This window comes from Arthrobacter sp. Soc17.1.1.1, assembly GCF_036867195.1.
Lineage (GTDB): Bacteria > Actinomycetota > Actinomycetes > Actinomycetales > Micrococcaceae > Arthrobacter_D.
Window position 1 is genome coordinate 604,510 of the sequence record NZ_JBAJII010000001.1, and the last position, 18,120, is coordinate 622,629.

Consider the following 18,120-nt stretch of genomic DNA (forward strand, 5'->3'; position numbering starts at 1 on the left):
TCCGGACGCCCTCGGGCACGGATGGACAGAAGGGGCTCCCGGCATCGGCCGGGAGCCCCTTCTGCAGATCGGACGGGTCAGCGCGCCGCGTCGACCGGGACGTCGTCGGGCACCTCGCCGGCGACCCGCCGGTCCCAGGACGCCATGACCTCCGGGTCCGTCGGTCGCGTGGCGAGGGACACCGCGCAGTACACGATCGCTGACACCGCGAGTCCCCAGTAGATGGGGTAGTTGGAGTAGATGCCGTCGTACCGAACCTCGGCGGTGATCTCCAGGTAGGTCATGACGCCGAGCGTCACGAGGGTGCCCGCGGCCATCGACGCGCCGGCGCCCACACCGTTGCCGCGGCGCCAGACGAGGCCGCCGAGGATCGCCACGAGGAGTCCGCCCACGAGGATGTCGTAGGCGATGGTGAGGGCCGCCACGACGTCCTGCACGATCACGGCGAGGGCGATCGTCACGAGCCCCAGGCCGAGGACCCACCAGCGGCTGGAGGCGACGTCGTGCTCAGAGGCCGCGCGCTCGGTACTGCCCTCGCCGCCCGTGCCACCCCTGCCGAACCAGCCGGCCACGAACGGCACGACGTCGGTCCTCGCCACGGTGGCCGCGGCGATCAGTGCGCCGGAGGCGGTGGACATCATGGCCGCGACGGCCGCGGCGAGCACGAGCCCGCCGATGCCGATGGGCAGGACGTTCAGGGCGACGTCGGCGTAGACGTCGTCGCGCGACTCGATGGCAGGCAGGATCACGCTGGCGCTCATGCCGATGACCGCACCCGCGACCCCGTAGAGGATGCAGTAGATGCCTGCGGCGGAGCCGCCCCAGCGTGCGATTTCCGGGGTGCGCGAGGTGAAGACGCGCTGCCAGATGTCCTGGCCGATGAGGAGCCCCAGCGTGTAGACCACGAAGTAGGTGATGATGCTCTGCGCGCCGATGCCGGTGATGCTGAAGAACTCGTCCCCGGCGCGTTCGGCGATCCCCGAGAAGCCGCCCGCCGCAGCGAGGGAGAACGGCAGCATAAGAGCGAAGACGCCGATGGTCTTGATGACGAACTGGGCCATGTCGGCCAGCGTGATCGACCACATGCCGCCGATCGTCGAGTAGACGAGCACGATCGCGCCGCCGACGGCGATGGACAGCGCGCGGTCCCAGCCGAAGAGCACCACGAAGATGGTGGCGTAGGCGCCGGTCGAGGTGGCGCAGAGCATGAGGGTGTACGCGAGCATCACGATGCCCGACACGCGGGTGGCGCGGTGCCCGTAGCGCAGGGTGAGCATCTGCGAGACGGTGTAGATCTTGAGCCGCTGGATGGTGGGGGCGAACAGGAGGCTGAGCAGCAGCACCCCGGTGCCGATGGCCACCACGAGCCACATGCCGGAGATGCCGTACTGGTAGCCGAGGCCCACGCCGCCCACCGTGGAGGCCCCGCCGAGGACGACGGCCGCCATGGTGCCCGTGTACAGCAGCGGGCCGAGACGCCGGCCGGCCACGAGATAGTCGCTCGCGTTGCGCGTGCGGGACTTGCCCCACCAGCCGAAGCCCAGCATGGCGACGAGATAGGCCACCACGATCGCTATATTGAGTGCCTGCATGGAGGAGCCTTCCGGTCGAGATTCCCGCGTCGATGCCCTGTGAGCAACTAATGTTGCCTAGTAAGCTACTCGTGACGCGGGTCACGCGTCAACCATGGCACGACCGTCGAAGGCCGCCGTCCTCCCGGGGACGAGAGGGCTTCCCGGAGTGCCGGAGGAGAGGACACGCATGAAGGCACTGCCCGTCGAGCCCAGCAACATCCCGGTCGCGATCGGCTCGCGGATCCGTGCCGCACGGCAGGCGCAGCGCATGACGATCGAGCAGGTGGCTGACTCCACCGGCCTGACGAAGGGGTTCCTCAGCAGGGTGGAGCGTGACCTCACGTCGCCGTCCGTCGCCTCGCTCGTGACCCTGTGCCAGGTACTCTCCATCTCGATCGGGGACCTGTTCCAGGTGCCCGAGACACACCTGACACGGTCGGCGGAGGCTCCGCGGATCAGCCTCGGCGGGGAGGGCATCAACGAGCGGCTCATGACCGCCCGCTCGGAGCGCCGGCTCCAGATGATCCGGGCCGTCGTCGAGCCCCGCGGCAAGGGCGAGGACGAGCTCTACTCGGTGGACTGCGAGGTGGAGACCCTCCACGTGGTCCAGGGCCGCTTCGTCCTGATCTTCTCCAACACCCGGTACGAGCTCGAGGCCGGGGACACCGTCACCTTCCCCGGCCGCGAGCCCCACACGTGGCTCAACCCGGACGACCGCGAGGCCGTGGTGCTGTGGACGCTCGTCCCGGCGGCCTCGCGCGCGTAGGCGCTCAGCCCACATGCACCCAGGGGCGCTTCGTCACGTCCGGCTCGGCCGCACGCAGCACCTCGCGCGTGACGGGAGCGATCTCGCCCTCGCCGGTGAAGAGGAACTTGAACAGGTTGGCCACCGGGTCGCCTTCCGTCCAGCGGAAGTAGACGTGGGGCATCAGCCCCGTGATGTCGCGGATGTGCAGCATGACGGCCGCGATGGTGTTCGGCACGTTGGAGCTGTGGACCTCGAGGATGCGGTAGCCGTGCCGCACCACGCCGCGCACGCGCAGCTCGGTCTCGAACTCGGACGAGTCGTCCACCGTCACCTCGATGAAGAGCGGGCGTGCTGAGCCCGGGAAGTGCGAGACGGCGCAGGCATGCTGGAGCTTGTGCCGGTAGGCGGAGCCACTGAGGCGCTTGGGTTCGTGCGCGATCAGCAGGATGTCGCCGTCGTCCTGCGAGCTGACGAAGGACAGCGCCGCCTCGTCCATGCGGATGCTCGTGGCCCGCAGCTCGAACGCGCGGCGCGAGCGGGAGACGAACGAGATCACGATGATGCCGAGGATGAAGCAGGTGGCGATCTTCAGGCCGTCGGGGCGCTCGATCATGTTGACGGCCGTCGTCAGGACGAACACCACCGTCGCGATGCCGAAGCCGATGGTCAGGCCGCGCTGGCGCTTGCGGTGGGCCGAGAGCGTGACCGCCACGGAGGCGGACGTGATGAGGGCCAGGACACCCGTGGCGTACGCGCCGCCCTGGGCCTCGACGTCGGCCCTGAAGAAGAAGGTGACGAGGACGGCGATGAGCGTGATGACCAGCACGAGTGGTCGCACGGCCTTCGCCCACGCCGGGGCCATGCCGTAGCGGGGCAGGTAGCGCGGCACGAGGTTCAGCAGGCCGGTCATCGCCGAGGCGCCGGCGAACCAGAGGATGCCGATCGTCGAGATGTCGTACGCGGTGCCGAAGCCGTCGCCGAGGTAGAGGTGCGCGAGGTAGGCCAGGGCGCGGCCGTTGGCCGGGCCGCCCTCCTCGAAGGCCTCGGCGGGGATCAGCAGCGTGGTGACGAAGCTCGAGGCGACGAGGAAGCCGCTCATGATGAGCGCCGCCGAGGTGAGGAGCTTGTGGGCGCCGGCGATCCGGCCGGCCGGGTCCTCCTCGGTGTCGCCGGGCTTGCCGTCGATCTGGGGCATGACGACCACGCCCGTCTCGAAGCCCGAGAGACCGAGGGCCAGGCGCGGGAAGATCAGGACGGCCAGGCCGAGCATGATCAGCGGGTTGCCGTGCTGCGTGGTCAGTGCCGTCCACCAGTTCCCCACGAGGCCGCCCTGCTGCACGATCTGCACCACCGAGATGACGACGACGCACAGGTTCAGCACGAGGAACGCGGCGACGAGTGCGACGGCGATACCGATGGCCTCGCGGAAGCCGCGGAGGAAGACCCCGGAGAGCAGCCCGAGGAACACCACGGTGATGAGGACCTCCTGGCCCTGCAGCCAGGCCGGGGCGAAGGGGTTCTCGATCAGGTGCGCGCTCGCATCGGCGGCGGAGAGGGTCATGGTGATGAGGAAGCTCGTGGCGGCGAAGCCGAGCAGCACCAGCACGAAGACCTTGCCGCGCCACTTGGGCAGCAGCTTCTCGAGCATGGCGATCGAGCCCTCGCCGCGCGGGCTCTCCGACGCGACGCGCTTGTACACCGGGAGTGCGCCGAAGAGCGTGACGGCGACGAGGACGAGGGTCGCGAGCGGGGACAGGACGCCGGCGGCGGCAGCGGCGATGGCGGGCTGGTAGCCGAGGGTCGAGAAGTAGTCGACGCCCGTGAGGCACATGACCTTCCACCACGGCTGGGTCCGCTCCGGCTCGGGCTGGTGGGTGCTGGGCTGCGCCGGCTCGTTGAGCAGCCAGCGCCCGAGGCGCTTGCTGCGCTGTACCTGGGGCTGTACCTGGGGCTGTGCCTGGGCCCGGGGGCTGCGTACGGAGGAACTCACTCGATCACCGTAGGTCCCGCCGGGTCCCCGTCGGCCCGTCTTAACGGTTCCTTAACAGGCAGACCCGATGGCGTCGGTCACAGCCGCCTACGACGCCGCGGTGCGGGGGATGTCCACGTGCCTGATCTTCGACGGTTGACCCCCTTTCCCCGCGGCAATAGCCTTATGCAAAACCTTTGATGCATATTGGGCAACTCCGCACGGGCGAGAGGAGCCCGGACGGGATGGAAGCTGTGGAAGAACTGCGCGTCACCGGAGGCGGGCACGTGGGCCCGATCGACTCCTCCCGCATCCCCCGCTACGCAGGGGCGGCCACCTTCGCGCGCCTGCCGCGCCTCGACCAGGTGGACCGGGCCGACGTCGCCGTCGTCGGTGTCCCCTTCGACTCCGGCGTCTCCTACCGGCCCGGCGCCCGGTTCGGCGGCAACCACATCCGCGAGGCCTCGCGCCTCCTCCGGCCGTACAACCCGGCCCTCGACGTCTCGCCCTTCGAGCGCGTGCAGGTGGCCGACGCCGGTGACATGGCGGTCAACCCCTTCAACATCCACGAGGCCATCGAGACGGTGCAGCAGAACGCGCTGGACCTGACCGCCGACGGCGCGCGCCTGGTCACCCTCGGCGGCGACCACACCATCGCGCTGCCCCTCCTGCGGGCGGCGGCCGAACGGGCGGGCTCGCCCGTGGCCATGCTGCACTTCGACGCCCACCTGGACACCTGGGACACCTACTTCGGCGCCGAGTACACGCACGGCACGCCCTTCCGCCGCGCGGTGGAGGAGGGGATCCTCGACACCGAGGCCATCTCCCACGTCGGCACGCGCGGCCCGCTCTACGGCGTGCGGGACCTCGAGGACGACCGCCGCTTCGGCTTCGGCATCGTGACGTCCTCGGACGTCTACCGCCAGGGCGTCGACGAGGTGGTCGACAAGCTCCGCACGCGTATCGGCAACCGGCCGCTCTACGTCTCGGTGGACATCGACGTCCTCGACCCCGCACACGCGCCCGGCACCGGCACGCCCGAGGCCGGCGGCATCACGAGCCGCGAACTGCTCGAGATCCTCCGCGGGCTCCGCGGCCTGAACCTCTTCGGCGCCGACGTCGTCGAGGTGGCGCCCGCCTACGACCACGCCGAGATGACCGGCGTGGCGGCCTCCCACGTCGCCTACGATCTCGTGACGCTGATGGCCGACACCCTCACGCCCGCACCCGCTCCGATGACCGAGGACCACTGATGGAGATCACCGACGGCGCCGCATCCGCGCCCCCCGCCCCCGTCACCGGCCAGCGCAACGGCGGCGACCTCGTGGTCGAGACGCTCTCGGCCCTCGGCGCGACGACGGTCTTCGGCATCCCCGGGCAGCACGCACTCGGCCTGTTCGATGCGCTGTCCCGCTCCGACCTGCGCTTCGTCTCCTCGCGCGTGGAGAACAACTCCGCGTTCGCCGCCGACGGCTTCTCGCGCGCGACCGGCGACGTCGGCGTCCTGTTCCTCTCCACGGGTCCGGGCGCACTGACCTCCCTCGCCGGCCTGCAGGAGGCCTACGCGACGGGTGTCCCCATGGTGGTCGTCGCGAGCCAGATCCCCCTCGAGGGCCTCGGTGCGCGCCGCAAGGGCATGCTGCACCAGCTCGACGACCAGAAGGCCTCGGCCGCGAACGTCACCAAGAGCCAGCGGCTCATCCAGCACGCCTCGGGCATCCCGTCGGCCATCCAGGACGCCTGGACCGAGGCCGTGTCCTCACCCCAGGGGCCCGTGTGGATCGAGGTGCCGCAGAACGTGCTGCTGGATCCCGTGATGGTGCCCGAGGTCGAGGACGCACTCGCCGAGCCCTTCGACAACCCGCCGCGGATCGAGCTCACCCGCGAGGCCGTGGCCTGGCTCCGCGACTCGAAGCGCCCGGCGATCGTCGCCGGCGGCGGCGCGCGGCGCGGCAGGGCCGAGAAGTGGCTGCTCTCGATCGCCGAGAAGCTCGGCGCGCCGGTGGTCTGCTCGCCGGGCGGCAACGGCGCCTTCCCCTGGACCCACGAGCTGTCGCTGCAGTCGTGGGTGGAGGACCGTCACGTCACCGAGGTGCTCGAGGACGCCGACGTGCTGCTCGTGGTCGGCTCGTCCCTGGGCGAGGTGACGTCCAACTACTTCACCCTCGAACCGCGCGGCCGCATCATCCAGATCGACGCCGAACCGCGGGTCCTCGAGTCCAACCGGCCCGCGCTGGGGATCCGCGCCGACGCCGGCCAGGCCCTCGCGGCCCTCGACGAGGCCCTCGAGCCGCTCGACCGGGACCGCGAGCCCGGCTACGACGCCGCCGCCCTCGTCGCCACGACCTTGGCACGCGTGGGTGCGCGGCTCGACGCGCAGGACCTCGCCAAGGAGCGCGCGTTCATGCAGGACATCCGCGACGCCGTCCCGGCGGATATGCAGACGTTCTGGGACATGACCATCTCCGCCTACTGGGCCTGGAGCTGCTGGGACGCGCGCGAGGGCCAGTTCCACTCCGCGCAGGGCGCCGGGGGCCTCGGCTTCGGCTTCCCCGGTGCTATCGGTGGCTCGATCGGCCTCGAGTCGCGCGGACTGCCCGCACGGGTGCTCGCCGTCTCGGGTGACGGTTCCGCGATGTACTCCATCGCCGAGCTCGCCACGGCCCGCCAGCACGACATCCCCGTCACCTGGCTGATCATCGACGACGGCGGCTACGGCATCCTCCGCGAGTACATGGAGGGCGCGTTCGGCAAGGCGACGGCGACCGAGCTGGCCCGGCCCGACTTCGTGGCCCTCGCCGAATCCTTCGGTGTCCCGGCGCGCCGGGTGGCCCCCGAGGACGTCGGCGCCGCCCTGCGCGAGAGCCTCGCCGCGGACGGCCCCAACGTCGTCGTCGTGGAGACGCTCCTGCGGCTCTTCGCGCCCACGCACCTGGATTCCTAGGGTTTCCTTTTCCTCCACGGGATGACAGGGTCGGAAGCACCACTGCCTCGAGGAGGGAACGCAATGTCATTCAGCAAGGGCGACAAGGTCACCTGGAACACGTCGCAGGGCACCACGGAGGGGAAGGTCGTGGAGAAGCACGACAAGGAGTTCACCTTCGACGACCAGACGTTCAAGGCGTCCAAGGACGAGCCCTACTACACGGTGGAGAGCGCGAAGTCGGGCAAGCAGGCGGCGCACAAGGAGAGCGCGCTGTCCAGGAAGTAGCCCGGGAGGACACACAGGGCGCCCCGCACCGGCGGGGCGCCCTGTGTCGTCTCCTGCGGCTCCGCTACTTCAGGGGATCGTGGCCCCAGTTCATCAGCGAGTAGCGCCACTTCGAGGACCCGATGTCCTCCTTGGTCGGCCGCTGGGCGAGATGCCGGTGCACGTACCCCACCACCTTGTGCATGTGCCTGACGTCGTCGTCCTTCAGGTCGTCGCGCCTCGTGCCGAGGATCTCCACGATGCGGCGACCCGATTCATGGCCCACGGACTCGTCCGACCCCGACTCCTTCTGTCCCACCGCCTGTGACTCCTCGGTGTCAAGCCATTTCTTCAGTTCGGAGGCGCTCATGTTGACGGCGTCCTTCCACTGGGGCCATACCTCGTCGAGATCGTTCGTATCCTCGGCCATCCGTCCCGGACCTTTCGTAGCAGTTCCGCGGACGGGATCCCATCCGCACACCATCTGAAGCTGGCAATAGCTTAATCCTAAGCAGGCTGATAAATGTAGAGGGGTAGGTGGAACCACGTCTAAGGAGCTCACATCATGGCAGGAAACCTTTTGGCACGATCGGCCCACGACCTCGGCGCTGCAGCGTGGTTCGGCGGTACCCTGATGGGCGCGGTCGGACTCAACGGTGCAACCGGCAAGGCGAAGGACCCCAAGGAGCGCACGCGCCTGTCCGCGCTCGGCTGGGCCAAGTGGACCCCGGTCCAGATCGCGGCGTTCGCCGTCCACGCCATCGGCGGCATCGGGCTGATCATCGGCAACAAGGGCCGTGTCGCGGCCCAGGACTCGGTCGGTTCGAACACCGTCTGGAAGTCCGTCGTCACGGTCGCGGGCATGGCGCTCTCGCTGTACTCCGGCATTCTCGGCAAGAAGGTCGGCGAGCTCGCTGAGCAGGGTGGAGAGGGCGCAACCGAGCCCCGCCCCGGTGCCAGCGACGAACTGGCCAAGGCACAGTCGCAGCTCAAGGCCACCCAGTGGCTCCTGCCCCTCATCAGCGGCATCGTCGTGGTGATGGGATCCAAGCAGGGCGAGATGCAGCGTCCCGAGAACGTCAAGAAGGGCCTGCTCAGGAAGTAGACCCTCCGGCCCTCGCGGGTCTCGAGCGACCCCCGCTGCGTCCGTGCCGGCCGACACCCGAGAGTGTCGGCCGGCACCGGTCCGCGGGGGTTCTGCCGTTAAAACGAAGGTTCTCCCGTCGAGGCGGCTCACTGCATGGTGAAGGCCCGGGCCACGCCCCCGTGCACGGCGTCGTTCCGGATGAGCGCGCCCAGCACGGCGTTGCGCGGGCGCATGAGCGGCGCCGGCAGGGGGCGTCCGAGGGCCATGTTGAGGTGCGCCTTCCGCCGGGCGAGCGCCGCCTGCGCCCGGCGCTCCCTCTCGTAGGAGGCCAGCCGTGCGGCGACGTCGTCGCCGTCCCGCAGCGATGCCGTGATGATGGGGACGAGCCGGACGGCATCGAGCCAGCCCAGGTTCATGCCCTGCCCGCCGATCGGGGACACCTCGTGCGCTGCATCGCCCACCAGGACGGTGCGGCCGGCGACGAACCGTTCGGCCAGGCGTGACTGGACCTCGAACGCACTCAGCATGGAGTTGGTGCCGGGATCGACGTCGACGCCCGTCCGGTCCCGGATGAGCCGGGTCAGGTCCTCCGCCGTCGGCCGGTCCATGAGGCAGCCGACGCGCACCACCCATCGTCGGATGCCGCCGGGCAGGGGGAAGGACTCGACGATGCCGCCGGTCTCGAGGTAGAGGACGGCGTCGTCGCCGTCGTCGGTGGAGTCCTGGAAGTCGCCCATGACGTAGCAGTCCGGATAGCGGCGCAGGGGAGCGCGGATGCCCGCGTCGTCGCGGACGGAGCTGCGGGCACCGTCGGCGGCGACGAGGAGCCTCGCCTCGAGCGCGGCATCCCCGCCGGGCGTCCTGGTCACCGCGAGCACATGGTCGCCGTCGTCGTGCGTGGAGAGCACCGAGACGCCCCGCCGCACCGTGCCGGGGAACCGCTCCTGGAGCCGGCGCTCGAGGATCTCCTCGGTGACCGCCTGCGGCACGGCCAGGACGTACTTCTCACCGCCGGGCAGGGTGGAGAAGGACACCGTGCCCACGTGGCGTCCGGCGCTGCGCGCCACGCCGTCGCGGATGAGCACGCCGCGGGAGCGGAGCTCGTCGGCGATCCCCCCGGCCTCGAGCGCGCGCAGGGCGGGCGGGTGGATGCCGATGGCCCGCGAGTGGTCGCTGCGCGCGGTGCGGCGCTCCAGCACGATCGCGTCGAGGCCCGCCTGTCGCAGGAGCAGCGCCGTGTACAGCCCGACGGGCCCGCCGCCGACGACGATCACGTCATGCATGGCCGGAGCCCCCGTGCCCGTCCCGGCGATCGAGCACCAGGTGGTTGATGAACGGCATCGCCGTGCGTACCTGCCAGCCCGGCCGGTCGGCGACCGCGGCCCTCAGCTCGGCCGGGGTGTAGCTGCGGCGGATGGAGGTCAGGCCGTCGCGGCGGATGTAGGACCCGGGCAGCGGCAGTGTGCCCACCGAGAACAGGCCGTACCCGACGGGATGGCGTGCGATGTCGCTGTGCACGGCGATGCGCCGGGTCAGCCGGTCCGAGTCGTCGAGCAGGGCGGTGAACGCGGCGCGGTCCAGGTGGTGCAGCACATGGTTGGAGACGACGGCGTCGAACACCTCGCCCTGCGCCACGAGCTCCGAACTCAGGGCGCGGCGGAACGACAGCCCGGGGAGGGAGGGCCGTGAGACCGCGTAGTCGTGGGCCCGCTCGTCGGGATCGATCGCCGTCACCTCGAGGGTCAGGCCGTCGAGCCGCGCCCAGCGGGTCAGAGCGCGCGGCACGTCGCCGCCGCCCGAGCCGATGTCCAGCAGGGTGTTGGTGCGGTCCGGCGAGAACGCGGGCCGCAGCAGGCTCGTGTAGGTGCGGCGCAGCCCGGACACCGCGGCGTTGACGATGCCGAACTGCGCATAGGTGCGTGTCAGCCGCTCGGGATCGCAGTCGGGCCGGTCCATCTCCTCGATGGCCTCCAGGTCCCGTACGGCGAGGAACCCCCGTCGGCTCATGCGCCCGCTTCGGTGAGGATGGGTTCGAGGTCCGCGGGGACGGCGTCGCCGACCTCGACGGCTGACCCGGGCGCGGCGGCCCGGGCACCGGCGGGGATCGCACCGATCCGGGTGAAGAGGGCGGTCTCGACCGTGAGCCCGGGGCCGAAGGCCATCGAGCAGATGCGGTCGTTCCCCGGGGAGGCCGGCTGGTCGAGGATGTTCTTGAGCACGAACATGACCGTCGCGCTGCTCATGTTCCCGTAGTCGCGCAGCGTCTCGCGCGCGGGCACGAGCTGCTGCTCCGTCAGCCCGAGCTTGGCCTCGACCTTGTCCAGGATGCTGCGGCCGCCCGGGTGGATGGCCCAGTGCTCGATCTCGGAGTAGGCGAGGCCCTGCAGGGAGGCATCCCGCGCCAGCAGCGGTTCGAGCGCCCCGACGATGTGGTCGTCGATGATGTGGGGTACATACGTGCCGAGGACCATCTCGAAGCCCTCGTCGCCGATGTTCCAGGCCATGGCCTCCTCACCCACGGGCGTCAGCACCGTCTCGAAGTGGTCGAGGCTGAGCGCGGGAGCGGTCAGGGGGATCTCCCGCGCGGAGACCACGGCCGCGGCGGCGCCGTCGGCGAACAGCGACGACCCCACGATGGTGTCGGGGTTGTTGGAGGAGCGCACGTGCAGCGAGCACAGCTCGGCGGCGATCACGAGGACGACGGCGTCCGGATCGGCATCGCAGAACGCCTTCGCCGAGCGGAGCGCCGGGAAGGCGGCGTAGCAGCCCATGAAGCCGAGGTGGTAGCGCTGCACCGAGGGATCGAGCCCCAGGGCGCGCACCACCTTGTAGTCGGGGCCGGGAGCGAAGAACCCCGTGCAGGACGCCGTGACGACGTGCGTGATGTCCGACGCCTCGATGCCCGGCGCCGCGGCCAGCGCCTTCCGGGCGGCCTCGACGAAGAGCTTGGTGCCCTCCTCCGCATACACCTCGTTGCGGACCTTGGTGCTGGGGGACAGGATCCGCAGCTCCTTCCGGTCGAAGAAGAGGGGTTCGTCGAAGGACCGGTCGAGCGTCAGTTCGTCGAGGACCGTGTAGCGGGTCTCGATGCCGGAGGAGTCGAAGGCCGCTCCGACGAGGCGCTGGCCGAGCCGGGTGAGACCGGGCTGGGCCGCGAACACGTCGCGGACCTGGGGCTGCACCATGACTGTCGCGGGCACGGCTGTCTCGAGGGACCTCAGGATCACTGTCATAGATCCATTACTAGAGGACTAACGCGCCAAACACAATGACAGTAGGCTTAGTGTTCACGCAGCATACGGCACGTCCGACGGCAGGAGCACCATGGGTAACGACCCCTCAGGCACCCTCGACCAGGAGGATCCGCGCGGTCCCGACGTCGACGCCTCCACCGAACTGCAGGAGTACCCGGGCTTCACCGAGCGCATGGATCCGCGGCCGGATCACGGCGAGGACAGCTACACGGGCCACGGACGGCTGGCCGGACGGCGCGCCTTCATCACGGGCGGCGATTCGGGGATCGGCAGGGCCGTGGCGCTCGCCTTCGCCCGTGAGGGGGCCGACGTCGCCATCGGGTACCTGCCGGAGGAGGAGGAGGACGGCGCCAGTTGCCTCGAACTCATCCGCGCCGAGGGCCGCACCGCGCTCGCCGTCCCCGGCGACCTGCGGGAGGAGGACTACGCGCCCTCGGCCATCCGGCAGGTGCTCGACGGACTCGGCGGGCTGGACATCCTCGTGAACAACGCGGGGTTCCACATCGCGCAGCCGAACGGGCTGCCGGACATCGACGCCGGCCAGCTGCGCCGGACGTTCGAGACGAACGTGTACGGCACCATCTGGCTCACGCAGGCGGCTCTGCCCCACCTGGAGGAGGGCGCCTCCATCATCAACACCACCTCGGTCCAGGGCTACCACCCGTCCACGAGCCTCATGGACTACGCGGCCACGAAGGCCGCACTCAACAACCTGACGTTCAGCCTCGCCGGACTGCTCGGCGAGCGCGGTATCCGGGTGAACGCCGTCGCGCCGGGACCCGTCTGGACGCCCCTGCAGCCAGCCACCACCACGAGCGAGAAGCTGGAGTCCTTCGGTGAGGGCACGCCGCTCGGCCGGATGGGGCAGCCGGCGGAACTGGCGGGGGCGTACGTCTTCCTCGCCTCGAACGACGCCCGCTACGTCTCCGGCGAGGTGCTGGGCGTGACCGGTGGCAAGCCCCTCGCCTGACCGGGCACCCGGGTGCGCCGGGACCCGGACCAAGCCGGGCGGCGCCGTGCGACGAATCACGTCCACCAGCGCCGAAGGTTCGCCGTCCGGCGGCCGGCTGACACGGACAGGCTGATCGTGAACCTCCTGAGTGCACTGCCCTCGACACCGCGCACCACCCTGGCCGCCCTCGCGCTCGCGGGTGCGCTGGCTCTGACGGGGTGCGGCGCCGTCGAGGAGAACCCCCTTGGCGTCAACACGGCGGACGGGCAGGCCCCGCCGGCGGCGCCGGGCGCTCCGGAGGCCGGCAACCAGGCGGCGTCCGTGGCGGGCGGTCTCGGCGACCTCGGCGACGATCCGCTGAACGTCGGGATCGACGGGGCGGAGCTCTGCGGGGTGCAGCCCGACGACAGCCGCCTGCGCTACACCGTGATGCTCCACAACCCCACGCTGGAGACCTTCACGTTCGGCGAGATGGCGCTGGGCGATCCGCAGGGCCTGAACATCCTCTCGTCCATGGTCCAGACGGCCAACCGCGAGGGGCACAATCACGGGGGCGCCGATGCGGGCGCCCACGGCGGGCACAGTGCGACCCCGGCGCCGGCACCCAGCGCCCCGCCCGAGCCGATCGGCCCGCCGGTCCCGGCCGAGGGCTACCGGTTCGCGCCCGATGCACACGTCAACATCATCGTCACCGTCGAACTCGCCGAAGGGGTCACCCACGGCAGCGCCGACAACATCCTCGTCGCCTTCTCCACGCCCGAGCGGGACTACTCGGTGGCGCATGACCTGAAGATCGACGTCGACGCCACGTCCTGCGGATAGCGGTACCGGTTCGGGCGTCGAAACACTGAGCCCCCGCCTCGGGGAGGCGGGGGCTCAGTGTTTCAGCCGTGGTTCAGCTGTTGTCAGGCTCCGGTTCGACGCGGGCCGAACCAGGATCCGGACTAGGCCGGGAGCTGCAGGACGTGACCGGTGAAGATCAGGTCGGCGTGGATGACGGTGTCGGCGTTGGCGGCGAAGAGTGCCTGCCAGCCGCCCGTGACGCCGAGCTTCGTCGCGATGGAGCTCAGGGTGTCGCCCGACTGGATGGTGTAGGTCTCGCCGCTCAGGGCGACGGGAGCCACGGCCACGGGAGCCTCGGCGACAGGAGCGACGGCGACGGGGGCCTGGACCGGCGCCTGGTACTGCACGGGGGCCTGGACCGGCGCCTGGTACTGCACGGGGGCCGGAGCCGTCTGGTACTGGTACTGCACGGGAGCCGGAGCGGCCTGGACCGGGACGGCGCCCGGGTTGGCGCCGCTGCTCAGGCCGAGCTTCGCGGAGCAGGCGGGCCATGCGCCCCAGCCCTGACCGGCGAGGACGTTCTCGGCGACGGCGATCTGCTGCTCGCGGGAGGCGTTTGCTGCGTTGCCCTGGCCGCCGAAGGCTGCCCAGGTGGAGGGGGTGAACTGCAGTCCGCCGGAGAAGCCGTTACCGGTGCTGATGCCCCAGTTCCCGCCGCTCTCGCACTGGGCGAGTGCGTCCCAGTCGCTGGCGGGAGCTGCGTTGGCCGCGCCGGCCGCTGCGCCGAGGCCGAGGCCGGTGAGTGCTACTGCGGCAAGTCCGCGACGCGCGCTGGTGCTGAATGTGTGTGTATTCATGGGGGTACGATGCTCCGAAAGGCCACCCGCACTAGGTCCGTCCCCGGACTTCTTCGCGCCGCTGCTCACCTTGACGGTTTAGAGGTCATGGTTCGGCAGCCGCCTGTTGAGCAACGAGCGGTGGAGAGCGGTGCCGGGCATTCAGTGCTGCTCGATCATCGGCAGCTATTCGCTTCCCCGGACGGGGAACTGCCTCCACCGTAGGGCATATTTCATTCGTTGCCAAACCGGTACAGCGTCGTGCTTGACATTGAGTAAAAACAGGGATTCAGCGCTGGCCCATTTGAGGATTGTCTGCCACACTGGGCGCCGCACGTCCCGGGACCGGCGCGGGAAGGGCCCGGACGGCAGGTCCGGGCCCTTCCCTGACAGAGTCCTGCGGCCGGTGTCAGGCGGCCTTGGCGAGGTACCCGTTCGGGTCCAGCACGTACTTCGTCGCCGCGCCGGCGTCGAATTCCTCGTAGCCGCGCGGTGCGTCGTCGAGCGCGATCGACTTCGCGTTCACGGCCTTGGCGATCTGCACGCGGTCGTGCAGGATCGCCATCATCAGGCTGCGGTTGTACTTCATCACCGGACACTGGCCGGTGGTGAAGGACAGCGACTTCGCCCAGCCGGTGCCGAGGCTGAGCGACAGGGAGCCGACCTTCGCGGCGTCGTCGATGCCGCCCGGATCACCCGTGACGTACAGGCCGGGGATGCCCAGGGCGCCGCCGGCCGCGGTGACCTCCATGAGGGAGTTCAGCACCGTCGCCGGCGCCTCCGTGCCCGCACCCGAGCCGTGGCCGCGCGCTTCGAACCCGACGGCGTCGACGCCGCAGTCCACCTCCGGCACGCCCAGCAGCTGCTCGATCTGGTCACGCGGATCGCCCTTGGACACGTCGACGGTCTCGCAGCCGAAGCTGCGCGCCTGTGCCAGCCGGTCCTCGTTGAGGTCGCCCACGATCACGACGGCCGCACCCAGCAGCTGGGCGGACGCAGCAGCGGCGAGGCCCACCGGGCCGGCGCCCGCGATGTAGACGGTGGAGCCGACACCGACCCCCGCCGTCACCGCGCCGTGGTAGCCCGTGGGGAAGATGTCCGACAGCATCGTCAGATCGAGGATCTTCTCCAGCGCCTGGTCCCGGTCGGGGAACTTCAGCAGGTTCCAGTCCGCGTAGGGCACGAGGACGTACTCGGCCTGCCCGCCGACCCAGCCGCCCATGTCGACGTAGCCGTAGGCGGCCCCCGGGCGGGCCGGGTTCACGTTGAGGCAGATGCCGGTCTTGCGCTCCTTGCAGTTACGGCATCGGCCACACGAGATGTTGAAGGGGACCGAGCAGATGTCACCCACCTTGATGAACTCGACGTCAGGCCCCACCTCCACGACCTCGCCCGTGATCTCGTGCCCGAGCACCAGATCGGCCGGTGCCGTGGTGCGCCCGCGGACCATGTGCTGGTCCGACCCGCAGATGTTGGTGGCGACGGTCTTCAGGATCACCCCGTGATTGAGTTTCCGGCCGATGTTGGCCGGGTTCACACCCGGGCCGTCCTTCAGTTCGAATGTCGGGTAGTCGGTGTCGATGACCTCGACCTTCCCTGGTCCCTTGTACGCAACAGCTCTGTTTCCGCTCATGGAACTTCCTCTTCGTCAGTCCGTTCGTGGTGCGTCCGGCTTCCCGGACGCTGGAACCGGTGGAGGCGGGACAGACGCATCCGCCTCCACCGGTAGCGCCGAACCTACAGTCCGGGAGGTCGCATGGACGTTGCATGCCCGTCCGCGGTCTTGCGGAACTCCGCCGTGGCAGGGAGGGTGACTCCATGACTGACACGGTCCTCATCACCGGGGCGACCTCCGGCATCGGGGCGGAGTTCGCCCGCCAGTTCGCCGCGCGCGGCTGCGACCTGGTGCTCGTGGCACGCGCCGTCGTCCCGCTCGAGGAGACAGCGGCAACACTCCGCACCCAGTGGGGTGTGGCCGTCGAGACGATCGCTGCGGACCTGCTCGACGACGGCGGCCTGGCGCGGGTACTCGCGCGCCTGCGCGCTGCCGCACCGGGCGGCGAAGCGGCGGCAGGGGCGGCAGGGGTGGCAGGGGCGGCGGGAGCCGGCGCAGGGGAGCGCACGGGGGGAGCGCCGGTCACGGTCCTCGTGAACAACGCGGGCTACGGGCTGGTGCGGCCGTTCGCGGACGACGCACTCGACGACGAGGTCCGCCATCTCCGGATCCACGTCGAGGTGCCGCTGTCGCTGGCGCACGCGGCCCTGGAGTCGATGCGCCCACGCCGCTCGGGCACGATCATCAACGTGGCGAGCGTGGCCGGCTTCACGCCGAGGGGGACCTACGGGGCGGCCAAGGCGGCGATGATCAGCTTCAGCCGCTGGGCGAACCTCGCCTACGGGCGCGAGGGTATCCGGGTGACGGCTCTCTGTCCGGGCTTCGTGCACACCGACTTCCACCAGCGCATGGGCGCCGACAAGGGGAGTGTGCCCGCCCTCCTGTGGCTCGATGCCGGGCGCGTGGTCCGCGAAGGCCTGCGGGACACCGCTGCCGGGAAGGCCGTGTCCGTCCCGAGCCGCCGCTACAAGGTCCTCACGGCGCTCGCGCGGGTGGCGCCGTCGTCGCTCGTGGCGCGCCTCGCGGCGCGGGGCCGCTGACGGGGCTGCTCCGGACCTGTCGCGGCCGGAACTGCTGCGGCGGACCTGCGGCCGGACCTACTGCGGCAAGCCGCCGTCCCAGGCATCGGGCTCGTCGGCGGCGTCCTCGGGGTGGCGGTGCCCGGGGCCCGGCGCGCCGTCGCCGTCGAAGGCTGCGGGCACGGCGCCCGCCTCGTGCGTGCCCTGTTCCTCACGGATGCCTGCCGCGGAGTGCCCGGCCGACCCGGCCGAGGGGTCGAGGGCGTTCTCGCGCCGGTCGCCGCCGGGGTGGCCGTCACCGGCATGCCGGGGGGCGTCACCGTCCGCCACGCCGGGGCGTCCATCAGCCCGTTCGCCGGTCGGTCCACCGGTCGGTCCACCGGTCGGTCCATCGGCTCCGGGCGCATCGTCCGTCGTCGTGCCGCCGTCGGGTCTCGCCTCCCGGGCGGCGTGCACCGCTTCCTTCTCGCGCGGTGGGACGGGCACGGCGGGGCCGAGCGGGTGGTCCGACGGAAGGGCCGCACCCTCGGGATTGCCTGCGCTGCTCGGCTCGGTCATCGTGCTCCTTCGTGATCGCGCGTGCTGCTGGAGGGCCGTCCGGACGGCGGTCCCCGGGCCCTGCGGGCCCGGGTCACCGGGAGGTCTCCCGGTGTCCGTCCGCGTACACGTCCGGACAGGTGGCCGCCAGGGGTTAAAACGGTCGATAAGTATGCTTATCATAGGAGACCGCAGGTTTGTGGAGATCGCCCCTTACAAGGAGGTAGGACGATGGCAGGTTACTTCAAACTGGTGGACGCTCACGATGAGGGTTTCCGTGTGAAACTCACCGCTCCCGATGGAACGCTCGTCGCCGTCTCCACCTTCTACGCCTCGAAGGAGGAGGCGATCGCCGGTATCGAACTGATCCGCGAGATCGCCGGAACGGGTCCCGTGGTGGACCACAGCCGGGTGGAGTCCCCCGAGCAGGACGAACTGTTCTTCGGGCTGCAGGGCACCTCCGGCAGGGACGGCGCGCGCCGCGACGCCTGACGGTACCGCCGGCAGGGCAGGACCCGGGAGATCCCGCGACACGGTGTACCACTGTATACAGTGA

18 protein-coding genes are annotated in these 18,120 nt (G+C 70.5%); 9 read left to right on the plus strand and 9 right to left on the minus strand.

What is annotated here, in order from left to right:
* Window positions 1-77 precede the first annotated feature (77 nt).
* Window positions 78-1,592 (minus strand): sodium:solute symporter, encoded by a 1,515-nt coding sequence (locus V6S67_RS02855; protein ID WP_334208801.1) that lies wholly within the window; start codon window positions 1,590-1,592, stop codon window positions 78-80.
* Between the two features lie 169 nt (window positions 1,593-1,761).
* Between V6S67_RS02855 and V6S67_RS02860 the strand changes: the two genes are divergently transcribed.
* Window positions 1,762-2,340 (plus strand): helix-turn-helix domain-containing protein, encoded by a 579-nt coding sequence (locus V6S67_RS02860; protein ID WP_334208802.1) that lies wholly within the window; start codon window positions 1,762-1,764, stop codon window positions 2,338-2,340.
* A 4-nt stretch (window positions 2,341-2,344) separates the two neighbouring features.
* On the opposite strand, the gene V6S67_RS02865 is transcribed toward V6S67_RS02860, so the two are convergent.
* Window positions 2,345-4,153 carry an amino acid transporter gene (locus V6S67_RS02865; RefSeq protein ID WP_334211503.1) on the minus strand — a complete coding sequence of 603 codons (1,809 nt, stop codon included), beginning with the start codon at window positions 4,151-4,153 and terminating at the stop codon, window positions 2,345-2,347.
* A gap of 392 nt (window positions 4,154-4,545) precedes the next feature.
* Here V6S67_RS02865 and speB point away from each other — a divergent pair, with 392 nt between their 5' ends.
* The 3 genes from speB to V6S67_RS02880 all read left to right on the plus strand — a co-directional run bounded on the left by speB (window position 4,546) and on the right by V6S67_RS02880 (window position 7,502).
* Entirely contained in the window at window positions 4,546-5,544 is a 999-nt protein-coding gene (gene speB / locus V6S67_RS02870) for an agmatinase (RefSeq protein WP_334211504.1), read from the plus strand.
* On the plus strand, window positions 5,544-7,235 hold the full coding sequence (locus V6S67_RS02875; protein WP_334208803.1) for a thiamine pyrophosphate-binding protein: 1,692 nt from the start codon (window positions 5,544-5,546) through the stop codon (window positions 7,233-7,235). Before speB ends, V6S67_RS02875 begins: the two co-directional genes overlap by 1 nt.
* Before the next feature lie 63 nt (window positions 7,236-7,298).
* The gene (locus V6S67_RS02880; RefSeq protein WP_334208804.1) at window positions 7,299-7,502 is read left to right on the plus strand and encodes a DUF2945 domain-containing protein; all 204 of its coding nucleotides are present in this window, start codon (window positions 7,299-7,301) and stop codon (window positions 7,500-7,502) included.
* Window positions 7,503-7,566: 64 nt separating this feature from the next.
* Here V6S67_RS02880 and V6S67_RS02885 read toward each other — a convergent pair whose 3' ends face one another.
* Entirely contained in the window at window positions 7,567-7,911 is a 345-nt protein-coding gene (locus tag V6S67_RS02885) for a DUF3140 domain-containing protein (protein WP_334208805.1), read from the minus strand.
* Between the two features lie 135 nt (window positions 7,912-8,046).
* On the opposite strand from V6S67_RS02885, the gene V6S67_RS02890 reads away from it, so the two are divergent.
* The gene (locus V6S67_RS02890) at window positions 8,047-8,586 is read left to right on the plus strand and encodes a hypothetical protein (protein WP_334208806.1); all 540 of its coding nucleotides are present in this window, start codon (window positions 8,047-8,049) and stop codon (window positions 8,584-8,586) included.
* Between the two features lie 128 nt (window positions 8,587-8,714).
* Here V6S67_RS02890 and V6S67_RS02895 read toward each other — a convergent pair whose 3' ends face one another.
* Genes V6S67_RS02895 through V6S67_RS02905 form a run of 3 tightly spaced genes read right to left on the minus strand, consistent with a single transcriptional unit; the run spans window position 8,715 to window position 11,801 of the window.
* Window positions 8,715-9,851 carry an FAD-dependent oxidoreductase gene (locus V6S67_RS02895; RefSeq protein ID WP_334208807.1) on the minus strand — a complete coding sequence of 379 codons (1,137 nt, stop codon included), beginning with the start codon at window positions 9,849-9,851 and terminating at the stop codon, window positions 8,715-8,717.
* Window positions 9,844-10,575, minus strand: coding sequence for a class I SAM-dependent methyltransferase (locus V6S67_RS02900; protein ID WP_334208808.1), 732 nt, complete (start codon window positions 10,573-10,575; stop codon window positions 9,844-9,846). Before V6S67_RS02900 ends, V6S67_RS02895 begins: the two co-directional genes overlap by 8 nt.
* Window positions 10,572-11,801: a type III polyketide synthase gene (locus V6S67_RS02905; RefSeq protein WP_334208809.1), complete on the minus strand. Its 1,230-nt coding sequence runs from the start codon at window positions 11,799-11,801 to the stop codon at window positions 10,572-10,574. Before V6S67_RS02905 ends, V6S67_RS02900 begins: the two co-directional genes overlap by 4 nt.
* Window positions 11,802-11,892: 91 nt before the next feature.
* On the opposite strand from V6S67_RS02905, the gene V6S67_RS02910 reads away from it, so the two are divergent.
* On the plus strand, window positions 11,893-12,792 hold the full coding sequence (locus tag V6S67_RS02910) for an SDR family oxidoreductase (protein ID WP_334208810.1): 900 nt from the start codon (window positions 11,893-11,895) through the stop codon (window positions 12,790-12,792).
* A 117-nt stretch (window positions 12,793-12,909) separates the two neighbouring features.
* Window positions 12,910-13,596 (plus strand): hypothetical protein, encoded by a 687-nt coding sequence (locus V6S67_RS02915; RefSeq protein ID WP_334208811.1) that lies wholly within the window; start codon window positions 12,910-12,912, stop codon window positions 13,594-13,596.
* 122 nt (window positions 13,597-13,718) lie between these two features.
* Here V6S67_RS02915 and V6S67_RS02920 read toward each other — a convergent pair whose 3' ends face one another.
* Entirely contained in the window at window positions 13,719-14,414 is a 696-nt protein-coding gene (locus V6S67_RS02920) for a transglycosylase family protein (RefSeq protein ID WP_334208812.1), read from the minus strand.
* A gap of 388 nt (window positions 14,415-14,802) precedes the next feature.
* Window positions 14,803-16,026, minus strand: a complete 1,224-nt coding sequence (fdhA, locus tag V6S67_RS02925) for a formaldehyde dehydrogenase, glutathione-independent (RefSeq protein ID WP_334208813.1) — start codon at window positions 16,024-16,026, stop codon at window positions 14,803-14,805.
* A 185-nt stretch (window positions 16,027-16,211) separates the two neighbouring features.
* Here fdhA and V6S67_RS02930 point away from each other — a divergent pair, with 185 nt between their 5' ends.
* The gene (locus V6S67_RS02930; protein WP_334208814.1) at window positions 16,212-17,048 is read left to right on the plus strand and encodes an SDR family NAD(P)-dependent oxidoreductase; all 837 of its coding nucleotides are present in this window, start codon (window positions 16,212-16,214) and stop codon (window positions 17,046-17,048) included.
* A 57-nt stretch (window positions 17,049-17,105) separates the two neighbouring features.
* Here V6S67_RS02930 and V6S67_RS02935 read toward each other — a convergent pair whose 3' ends face one another.
* Entirely contained in the window at window positions 17,106-17,585 is a 480-nt protein-coding gene (locus V6S67_RS02935; RefSeq protein ID WP_334208815.1) for a hypothetical protein, read from the minus strand.
* A gap of 210 nt (window positions 17,586-17,795) precedes the next feature.
* Between V6S67_RS02935 and V6S67_RS02940 the strand changes: the two genes are divergently transcribed.
* A complete protein-coding gene (locus V6S67_RS02940) occupies window positions 17,796-18,056 on the plus strand; it encodes a YegP family protein (protein WP_334208816.1) in 261 nt (86 codons plus the stop codon).
* The last annotated feature ends 64 nt before the right edge of the window (window positions 18,057-18,120 follow it).